At 40.2% G+C, this 9,993-nt stretch carries 10 protein-coding genes and 3 pseudogenes; 9 read left to right on the top strand and 4 right to left on the bottom strand.

Annotation, left to right across the window (positions count from 1 at the left end):
- Nucleotides 1-122 precede the first annotated feature (122 nt).
- From HC723_RS15795 to HC723_RS15785, 3 genes and pseudogenes are all read right to left on the bottom strand, one after another.
- Nucleotides 123-749, bottom strand: a pseudogene (locus tag HC723_RS15795) (IS256 family transposase); the annotation flags it as partial.
- A gap of 260 nt (nucleotides 750-1,009) precedes the next feature.
- Nucleotides 1,010-1,576: a hypothetical protein gene (locus HC723_RS15790; RefSeq protein WP_190339758.1), complete on the bottom strand. Its 567-nt coding sequence runs from the start codon at nucleotides 1,574-1,576 to the stop codon at nucleotides 1,010-1,012.
- A 12-nt stretch (nucleotides 1,577-1,588) separates the two neighbouring features.
- On the bottom strand, nucleotides 1,589-2,119 hold the full coding sequence (locus HC723_RS15785) for a hypothetical protein (RefSeq protein WP_190339757.1): 531 nt from the start codon (nucleotides 2,117-2,119) through the stop codon (nucleotides 1,589-1,591).
- Nucleotides 2,120-2,488: 369 nt separating this feature from the next.
- On the opposite strand from HC723_RS15785, the pseudogene HC723_RS15780 reads away from it, so the two are divergent.
- From HC723_RS15780 to HC723_RS15745, 9 genes and pseudogenes are all read left to right on the top strand, one after another.
- Nucleotides 2,489-3,226, top strand: a pseudogene (locus HC723_RS15780) (IS6 family transposase).
- Nucleotides 3,227-3,816: 590 nt separating this feature from the next.
- On the top strand, nucleotides 3,817-4,050 hold the full coding sequence (vapB, locus tag HC723_RS15775) for a type II toxin-antitoxin system VapB family antitoxin (RefSeq protein WP_190339756.1): 234 nt from the start codon (nucleotides 3,817-3,819) through the stop codon (nucleotides 4,048-4,050).
- Entirely contained in the window at nucleotides 4,043-4,465 is a 423-nt protein-coding gene (locus tag HC723_RS15770) for a type II toxin-antitoxin system VapC family toxin (protein ID WP_238925525.1), read from the top strand. The genes vapB and HC723_RS15770 overlap by 8 nt, the downstream gene beginning before the upstream one ends.
- A gap of 766 nt (nucleotides 4,466-5,231) precedes the next feature.
- Nucleotides 5,232-5,450 carry a hypothetical protein gene (locus HC723_RS15765; protein WP_190339755.1) on the top strand — a complete coding sequence of 73 codons (219 nt, stop codon included), beginning with the start codon at nucleotides 5,232-5,234 and terminating at the stop codon, nucleotides 5,448-5,450.
- Between the two features lie 306 nt (nucleotides 5,451-5,756).
- Complete coding sequence (locus HC723_RS17745; protein WP_274601947.1) at nucleotides 5,757-5,885, top strand: hypothetical protein; 129 nt, start codon at nucleotides 5,757-5,759, stop codon at nucleotides 5,883-5,885.
- 131 nt (nucleotides 5,886-6,016) lie between these two features.
- Nucleotides 6,017-6,199, top strand: a complete 183-nt coding sequence (locus HC723_RS15760) for a hypothetical protein (protein ID WP_190339754.1) — start codon at nucleotides 6,017-6,019, stop codon at nucleotides 6,197-6,199.
- 292 nt (nucleotides 6,200-6,491) lie between these two features.
- A complete protein-coding gene (locus tag HC723_RS15755; protein WP_190339753.1) occupies nucleotides 6,492-7,175 on the top strand; it encodes a ParA family protein in 684 nt (227 codons plus the stop codon).
- A gap of 1 nt (nucleotide 7,176) precedes the next feature.
- The gene (locus HC723_RS15750) at nucleotides 7,177-8,202 is read left to right on the top strand and encodes a ParB/RepB/Spo0J family partition protein (protein ID WP_190339752.1); all 1,026 of its coding nucleotides are present in this window, start codon (nucleotides 7,177-7,179) and stop codon (nucleotides 8,200-8,202) included.
- Between the two features lie 50 nt (nucleotides 8,203-8,252).
- Nucleotides 8,253-8,813: a hypothetical protein gene (locus HC723_RS15745; RefSeq protein ID WP_190339751.1), complete on the top strand. Its 561-nt coding sequence runs from the start codon at nucleotides 8,253-8,255 to the stop codon at nucleotides 8,811-8,813.
- 207 nt (nucleotides 8,814-9,020) lie between these two features.
- Here the strand turns inward: HC723_RS15745 and HC723_RS15740 are convergent.
- Nucleotides 9,021-9,866 (bottom strand): annotated as a pseudogene (locus HC723_RS15740) (IS91 family transposase); the annotation flags it as partial.
- Nucleotides 9,867-9,993: the final 127 nt, after the last annotated feature.

Genomic DNA, 9,993 nt, shown 5'->3' with positions numbered 1-9,993 from the left:
GTAGTTGCGTGCCAAGAGGTACTTAATTCGAGATAATAAAGGATGCAGAGATCATAGCGTCAATTGAATTTATGTTGAATACATAATTTAACGCGGCCTCGCTCGATGCGCAGCATCGCTATCTTGGCACCTTCCGTTTCAGAGAGCCACATACCGAGCAGTTCTTTTTGGCCTTCCATGTTGACGCCCAATGCAAGATAGACTGCTTTGTTGATGACTTGCTTGTCTTGACGCACCTTCACCACGATACAATCGAGATAGACGACAGGGTAAATTTCGTCGAGAGGTCTCGACTGCCACTCAATTACTTGCTCAAGCACCGAGTCGGTTACTTTTGATATCAGCGTTGGCGAGACATCTGCATCATACATTTCCTTGAACGTTGCGACGATTTCACGTGTGGTCATGCCTTTCGCGTACAAGCTCAATATCTTGTCGTCCATGGATTGGAATCGAGTTTGGTGCTTACGCACGAGTTGAGGTTCAAAGCTAGCTTCACGGTCGCGAGGGACGTCGATATCAACTTCTCCATCATCGGTGATGATTGACTTACCCGAGTAGCCATTGCGGGAGTTAGAGCTGGTTCTAGATTGGTGTTTTTGATAACCAAGGTGCTCATCGAGTTCAGCGTTTAACGCCGTTTCAATGGTCACCTTAGTTAACATTTTTCGGAAGTCATCAAGATCAGATTCTGTCTTAATTGATTTCGCAGCTTCACGAGCAAAAGCTTCAAGTGCTTTCTTATCCATATTGTCCATCCTTAGCCTTTAAGGCTTAAGTTTAGACACTTACACAGAATTCAGGACACTCTCTTGAAGTGATTTACCAATAATAATTAATCCCATCATTGGGTGGGACTATACTCTCTGATTATTTGCAACAATCCCATATTAAATCAGATCAATCACTTAAAGTTATGCCCGAAAACTAGGGGACACTTCTCCCTTATGATTATGTTCGAAGACCAACTTACTAAATATATGTAACCCCGACGGTTATACAGAATTATTTACAGGGTAAAATTAGGCGTAAACACAATGTGTACGGTATTTTCATCTGGAATATCTTCTGCTGGAGAACAGGTCCAATGAGATGTTCCATGGTTATCAACAGCCCACAAATGAACGCCTCTTTGTGTTTCATCTTTTGCATTACATTGGCTATCTTTTTTACTTCCAAATTCATTTAAATCCCAATCATTATTTGCACCATCACCATTAAAATTAGAATAGCTATAAAAACTATCTAGTAATTTTGTTTTATCGCTATTAAAAACATTAAATGCTGTTCCCACAGTAGAATTATGATAACCAGTATATCCAATCATACTAGAACAATATTCCTTTTCTGTAGTACCTGCTTTTATGGTTATAGTATCTTGAGTTACACGAACAGGTCTAGTTTGTGGTGTGTGAAGATCATAATCTTGCACATCTTGATAAACATCAACAATTATATCTTCACTTGGTGGCGTAGCAATATGGATACAAGATTTTTGCTTTATATCTCCATACATATCCGCATTAGCATGTACTGCCACAAAAAAAAGTGAAGCGATAAAAATATTTTTTTTCATAAAACCTCTTTATTATAGATCTGTGACAAATACAGCCTGCATCATATCACCTACACCTGTAGTTATCTTCCCACAAGATGAATCACCATAATGATCTAGATATACACCTCGAGTTCCTGTGTTTGCAGCACATTCCCCTTTTTCATCAATGTCCCATATCATAGAACCTACAGGTGTATCCAAGTGAAATGTTGTACTAAAAGAATCGAGTAACCTATCATCACTTATTCTATTGATATCCCAGCTAAGAAAATAATTTGCAGATGGTGAATCATCTGCTACTAGTATATAGCCAGGGCAAACCTTACCTGAAAATCCTTTCTTTATTTTATATTTTGTTGTATTAATATCTGATGCACCGAGTGGATTTGTTTCGTTTTTAACAGTAAGTAATACATCATCTTGAAGAGGATTTTGAACTTCTACACATGACATATACCTAACATCACTTCCAACTATTGGTCCAGCATAGGAATGTAATGGGGATAAACCAATAGCACTAACTATTAATGTTTTCGATAAAAAATTTTTTTTAAAAATCATTTTTATGATACCTTTTGTTGAAGAAATTAGTTACTGCAATCGAGTAATAAAAAAGGTTCTGTCATAAATAGCTCCTAGTTATATTAAACGTAAGATCTCACCCTTTATGCAGTATTTAAGTGCTGCATAAATATATCGTAACTATCCTAATGTACTTCCATGAAAAAATGGTACTTTTCTTCGCGCTCAATACATTCAGAAATAGCTTTAACTATAATCTAATGTGCAATTCACCCAAAATATAGTACTTTATAAAAAAACACATCTGTTTGCAGATTAATTTGAGAGGCATGTTTTATTTTTGGGTTTGTTATAAAAAATTCAGCTAAGGCTCAGAATTCCTTCTTTCTCATCTAATCTAGCGACTCAATGACCAACCCAGAATTCAAATGGAAACACTTTGCCCCTGAAATCATTCTTTGGTGCCTTCGTTGGTATGGTTCGACACCAATGAGCTATGCCAACCTCAGCGATATGCTAGCAGAGCGAGGAATTTCGGTTAATCGTTCGACCATTTATCGTTGGTTTATTGAATATGCCCCAGCACTACTCAAGAAGTTACGACGATATCAATTCACCCGGACAGACTCATCGTGGCAGCTTGATGAAACTTACGTAAAAGTGAAGGGAAAGTGGCACTATCTTTACCGTGCCATCAATAAGCAAGGTGAAACACTGGATTTCTACTTCTCTCACAAACGTAATAAAGAAGCCGCTTATCAATTTCTTAGGCGCTGCTTGAGGTATTACGACTTAGACAATCAGCCTAAAACGTTAAACACAGACAAGTATTCCTCATACGCCAATGTGATTACCCGCTTGAAGGAGGAGGGACGACTACGAGCAGATGTTGAGCAGCGGCAAGTGAAGTATCTCAATAATGGTATCGAGTCCGATCACGCTCCCATCAAGAAGCTCGTTGTAGCCACTGGTGGTTTAAAAATACGAAAGAGAGCTTGGTCAACTATCCAGGGGTTCGAATCATTACGGATGTTGAACAAAGGGCAATTTGATTTTTGGTTACGTCATGATGAATGAAAAACAATAGTGCAGGAGAGATCTGCCTTCATGAATCGTCTATTCAATATTGAAGTGATTTACCAGTAATAATTACCCCCATCACTGGATAAACCTGCATTCTCTGATTATTTGCAACAAGCCCACTTATATAATGTTTCTGATGTACTCCTAATTTCCCCTGAAAGCCTATCTAAACTTATTCCTAAAAGAGTTGATCTCTAACTATGTTGATAAGCGGCCTGTAGATGGTCAGCATCCCGATAGATACAACGGCTTTGAACCTGATGCCCCTTTCTTTGTTCGCAAGCGATACGGTGAGTTTCAGATACAGCGCAAAGAGACTGACAAAGGCAAAGTGTCGTACTACTGTCCAAGTCTAAACACTTACATCAAAAAGCTGCTAACGAACAGTGGCATCGAGAACGCATCCATTGAAAGCGGTAGACGCACGTTTGCTCTACGTCTTAAAGATAAGGTGGACGTTCCAAGTATTCACAAAGCTTTAGGCAACAAGGACATAAAGACAACCAATAAGCTTCTACACACTGATCCAATAGATATGAGAGCACTCGCGGAACTAGCATTTTAGCCACTTTAAATTAGGACATATGTTTGACATATGCTAATAATCACGTACATTAGTCATATGTTGAGCATATGCCCGTAGTGAGGACGTTATGAGAACGGTATCAATATTTAAAAACGGAAAGAATCAAGCGGTTCGCTTGCCTAAATACTTTGAGTTCGATGGTGTGAACGAGCTAGAAATTTACAAAGAGGGTGATGTTATCACCTTGCGCCCAGCTCGCCCCGATTGGTTGTCGTTCGGAGAGCAAGACAAAGCTGATGATGATTTCATGGCTAACCGTGACGATGTAGTGACAGACGAAGGACGATTTAACTTTGGCTAAAAAGATCAACTACATGCTCGATACCTGTATCTGCTCATTCATTATGAGAGAGCAACCAATTACGGTATTGCAAAAGCTTCAAGCGGTTGTTGGTAAACAACATAGAATCGTGATTTCGGCTATCACTTACCAAGAAATGCAGTATGGATTACTTGGTAAAAAAGCGTCTCCTAAATATGCGGTACTTGTAGAAGAATTTCTTAAGCGAGTTGATGAGATTTTACCTTGGGATAAAGTCGCAGTAGATGCGACTACAGAAGTTAAACGCGACCTAATGGCAAAAGGTACGCCTATTGGCAATAACGATACTGCTATCGCAGGACACGCAATCGCTACTGGTTGTGTCCTTGTTACTAACAACACAAGAGAGTTCAAACGAGTTTCTGGTTTGAATCTCGAAGATTGGGTTCATTAAGGGGAAAGGACATGCTAAGTAGTACGATAAAACATGACGATGATTTCAAAAAACACTGCACTATAGAAGGAAGTAGCCCTAATGGTTCTCTTCGTTCTCTGACGGTTAGTGTTAGTGAGAGGGAAGCGACGCTATGGATAAACCCTCCTGGCAGTGATAACGGATATTCAATTAAAGTTGATGTTGAAGATCTATTAGATGCGTTGAAAAGCAGCTAAAGGGGAAAGTTTTAATTCAACTTAATGAGTAAGGTTATGTATTACATGTGTAATACACAAAAGACAATGTGATGGCTGATATTAAAGTAGAAAGTGAAGTGGTTGTAACGGCAGAAAAACACCTTTGGAACCTTTATATGCTTACTGGTAAAGGTGATGAAAACTAATGGCGTGAGCTTCAAGAAAACCTCTAAGACATCACCACAAAAACTCTGGTTGGTTTTATCGTCAACCGATGTTGAAACGCAAAAGGCGATCTCACAACTAGATTTCTCAACGCTCTATTTGAATCCAAAGGACTGCTGGGAACTTAAAAAGATAGTCTTTGCCAGCCATTCGCGAAATTAAGGGGAAATACTGCCGAACAGGTAGCCCATTCTAAGCAACACAGCCAGTTTTTTAGCTGGTTTTTTTGTGTCTAAAATATCCTCAGACACTATCCATTAAACAATGCACTAGATAATGATTTTTCTAGCTTAAAATTTGAAGTGCTTTCGATGGAAGCATAAGGTCGGTTGTAAAAGATTAGAAGTGCAGAGGAATAATAAATGGCAAGCAAGGAACGTATTGAGCGGTTGCAAGAGCTAGTTGCGAAAGCTGGAAGCTTGAGAAAAGCAGAAGTTAAAATTAGAGAAATGGTCGGAGTGGCTCCGACAAACTCAGCAATCTATAAAGCAATGCAAACTGACTCTAAAACGACGGATTATATAGTGCAGTGCTACATCAGAGATTTAGAAGCAGCATTGAGAAATGATATAGATGAATAGATTCTGCAACATGTCTCATGTGGAAAAACATGGACAGGCAAGCTGACCACTGTTTTACGCACAATCGCCAGGTAACTATGAGCGTGGGGAACGTATGTGCTCCGCACTCAATAAGTTTTTTTATCTTGTTAAAGAAAAAGAGTTGCAGCGCTGCAACTTTCTTAGATTACATTGCAATAGGTGTTTTCTGAGAAAATGATGCCTATGATTTGCATCAAGTATTTTGATGTTCTTGGGTTGTTTTTCTGTGTCTTATCAAAATATTTGATAAAACATACTCATACTCAGAAAGAAATAAGGAGGAGTATGGAAAAAGAAGAACTTGAAAAAATAAAACAGCGGTTAGAGATATTAAAATTAGCGATTCAAATACCAATAACCACAGTGCTGCTAGTAACGAGTATCGTTGGCATGATGAAGTTACTAGGTTTTTAAGCCAAGGGGCTGAGTGCCCCTTCACTTAAAGAGGATAATACAAATATGCATCTTTTAAAAGGTTACAAAATTGTTATTGCTGTAGCTGTTGTAACGGTTGTAATGGTCGCTTCTGTATTGGCTGTGATCTTATGACGGCTGCCGAACATGCAAAAAAATTAGGTTTTAAAAACCTAAAGGAAGTATCAGAGATCTCTGGTGTGTCAACGCAAAACCTTAATAACTGGCTTAGTAATAAGCCAGGTTTATTTGAAGTGGTTTTGTTGGGATCTCTCGAAAAGAAAAAACAACAAAGTTGCAGCGCTGCAACTTAATGGCTTATGCACAAATGCACATGAGCTTTCGAGACCTCTACTTCCACTCTCGAAAGTAATTGTGTAGTTGTGTATAAGCCTTTTTTGGTTTCTAAATAACAGCGTTTTGAGACAAGGCTCACACTATAGAAAATAAGGACAAAATGCACATTAAAATACTTGCAATGCTTCCATTGAAAGCACGTGCTTATATCAAGAGCTGAGGTTAATGCTCGATTAAACAGTGGAACTCTAGTAACAAAACAAAAATGATAGAGCCCTTATGTGGGCATCACCAAACAGGATGAAAAAAATGAGCGGAAAAATAGTAACTTTTGCTAACTCTAAAGGTGGCGTAGGCAAATCAACTCAAGCAGTGAATTTTGCCATTGGTATGGCAATGGACGGCAAAAATGTGTTGCTGGTTGACAGTGAAAAAGACGGCACACTGGTCGATTACCAGAGCCGTGAGATTGAAAACTTAACGGTCATTAACGGCTATGCAAAAGAGTTTCCTAAAATGCTCGACATTTACCGCAACTCATTTGATCTGGTTGTTGTGGATACGGCAGGCGTTAATACTGACCTGGTTGGTGATAATGATAACTTCCAAGAGCAACTTAACCACAAGGTTTTAACTAAAACCGATGTATTGATCATTCCTATTGAGCCTTCGCCCGTGGCCGTGCGTAAAACTTATCGCTTTCTTCAAACCGCTGAAAATTACATTGAGGCGTCCAGAGGAACCATGCAAGCCATGATGGTGGTTAACAAGTACAGTAAAGTAACTAAGCTGTCTCGTGAAACCGTCCGTGACTTGCCAAGTCTTTCTGATGTTATACCGGTCTCAAGTAATCGCATTCGTCAATCTGAAATCGTGAAACAAGCGGAAGAAGATCTGCTGGCGGTTAACGAGTTCGCACCCAGTGAGCCCGTTGCCCACGACTTCCGCTTGTTTATTAAAGAAGTGACACAATTATTAGGCGAGGAGGCTTAACATGGCCGGATTCATTAAAAAAGCGACCGCAGCCGCTCGCGTCTCGATTGAAAAAAAAGAGCATGACCGCCCAGCGGTCATGCCAGTGAATCGCATTGAAGTGGAAGATGAGGTATTGCTGATCCCTCATGACATGATCCACCCAGACCCTAATCAGCCCCGTAAAGAACGTGATCCTGTTGAGTTTTTAAAAGTTAAAAACTCGATTAAACAAACTAACGGAAACACACAGCCAGTCGAGGTGCGCAAGCACCCCGACCGTCCTGGTGATTTTATGTTGGTGTTCGGCCAAGGCCGTTGGCAAGCGTGTGCAGAGCTTGACTTAAAAGTGCGCGCCATCTTAACCAAAGCTTATGATGATGAACAAAAACGGCTTAACCCTAACGTTGATTTTGATAGAAAATTCGCTCAAGTGAGTGAGAACGTCGGAAGAAACGACCTTCCTATGGTGCGCCAAGCTGAAAGCTTAGCGGAATTGGTCAAGCTGCATGTTAAAGACATATCGGTTAAAGGCGTGGGCGACATGCTTGGTTACAGCAAGTCTCAAGCGTCAAGGTTAATGAAGCTGGCAAGCGCGCCGGAGGACGTTAAACAACTGTCAATTGACGGTATCTCTCAAAACATTAACTTTCTTATTTTAATGACCGATTTGCATCAACTCGTTGATGCAAAGACTTTTCAAAAGCATCTTGCAGCAGCTCGCAATAAAGAGTTGTTTGAGCGTGGTTTAAGAGAGATCATTAAGTCTATTAAAGCCCCTAAAGTCACTCAGCATGAGTCAAAACCTCAAGTTAAAGATAAGTGTAACCAGGGTAAAACCGACTCAGATCAAGATAAGTCAACCAGCAATAGTGACAGTGTCGCGTCTTCGCAAAGTGATGCGGAACCGCACTACTTTCCTGAAATGGAATCTTGCGAAGTGATGGATGGCTACCTTTTGATTTATGTGAAGGGCTATAACTTGCCAGTGAAAATCCCACGTCGCCAAGCTCAAGATGAGCTGGCAACAGCGATTGAGTGCATGTGATTTTTTTGCCCGTGCGAGATCGCATGGGCAACTTAAAAGAGATTAAAACAATGAAAACTTTTCCCGCCGCGACCTGGCAACGTCCGACTGTCAACGAAGTTAAAACTATCATGGAGCTGGCCTCGCAGCGGCTCGGCTGTGAGGTTCGTTATCTTCATAAACACTTTGATGCGGATGCCCGTACTTTCCGTCGTTGGAAAGAAAAAGCTGATGTGACGCCAGATGCGCTTTCTACGATCAAATATACCGCCTGGGGTCTACTTGTGTTAATCGCAACCGGTAAGTTAATTTTTACCGAAGACGGTCAACCGTTCGAGCCTAAAAATCCAGAGCTATGGATGATCATTCAAAACTTTTATGTGTTTAAAGCCCGTGATTTTGTTGTGCCGTCGGTTAAAATCGTGACGTTATTCATTGGTCAAGAAGGCTCTATTACAGGCTTGCAGCGTCAAGAGTTGGCGCACTTGCTGGGTTATGATAAAGCTCACTTTGGCCGTTTAATTGGTAACATGAAATTCGGCGTATGGGCGGCTATCTTAGTGTGCTTTGGTGTTCCGATTGAACAAATGTTCGATGTGGTTAAACCATTAAGCGATTTAACTTGCGATTAAAGTTGCAGCGCTGCAACTTTTATTCGCATGGATGTAATAGTATGTGGCCTTGATGGTTAGGAATTTCAATCCTAATCATCAAGATAAAATACCTCATTTTTTCTTATCAGAGCCTTCGGTTTATTATTTTTTAACGGCTATCTTCATACAAAAACAGCGTTTTTGTATGGTTTCTGCTCAAATTTCTGCGTTTTAGACGTAGTTATCCTACGCAGCGATCCTTAATCGCCTATCTTTTCTCATACTAAAGCGACGCGAATCCAGTAATTCGTCATTCTTTGGACCTTTTGTAAAGCCTGTAAATACCATTCTGTTTCCACAAAGTGTGCATTTGTATGGGTCGTTACCGGTGAACCCTTTGTATTGTTTGGCGTACGTTAATTTATCTGTCTGCTCTGGCTTTGTACTTTCTAAAGCAGCATAAACTAACGGAAGTAAACGACCTCGTTTACTATTGGATAGAAAACCGTAGTAGCGCACCATCTTTAGATGTTTTTGAGGAATATGGCTTACATAACGCAAAATCATCTCTTCTTGCGTTAGGGTCATTGTCTTGTGCTCACCATCTCTATGGTCTAAATACTTAAACACCACCGTACCCCCGCAATAATGACGCAGCCTTGAGGCTGATATTGGTGGGCGCTTTAGATAGCGACCTAAATAATTCACGGTTTGCTTTAACAGTTTAGTTTTCTTTGCAAAATGGATGTTCCAATATCTTTGATATTGGCGCTCTAAGAAAAAATTCCAATGACGGTAGTCTTGGATGTGCTCTGTGCTCCCAGTTGATAAATTTAGCTCATCGTACTTTCGTCTGAGTAAATCAATTAAGCTTCGACGCCAGTGATACTCCACATGCTTCTTTTTGAAGTAGATAGGCTGCCAGTTATCATTTTCATCTAACCCACCTCGAGTGACGGATAAATGAATATGTGGATGCCAATTGAGGCCTCTACCATAGGTGTGTAAAGCCCCAAATATATCGACTTCAAGGCCCATTTTTTTTGCCCAATTTAACAAGGTATTTGCAGCAAGAGAAAATAAGTCATTTAAGGGTTCTGTCGCAAAGTTTTAATAAGCGACTATGACTCTAATCTCAAGGCGTAATTATGCTGCGAGCGCGTAAAACTGTTCCCAACTAGATAATCCATTTGGATTATCTAGTTGCTCATTTTTGATC

The organism is Vibrio sp. S11_S32, assembly GCF_014694465.1.
Classification (GTDB): domain Bacteria; phylum Pseudomonadota; class Gammaproteobacteria; order Enterobacterales; family Vibrionaceae; genus Vibrio; species Vibrio algicola.
The sequence above is the reverse complement of the archived record's forward strand: the minus strand, read 5'-3'. Positions and strand labels throughout refer to the sequence as shown.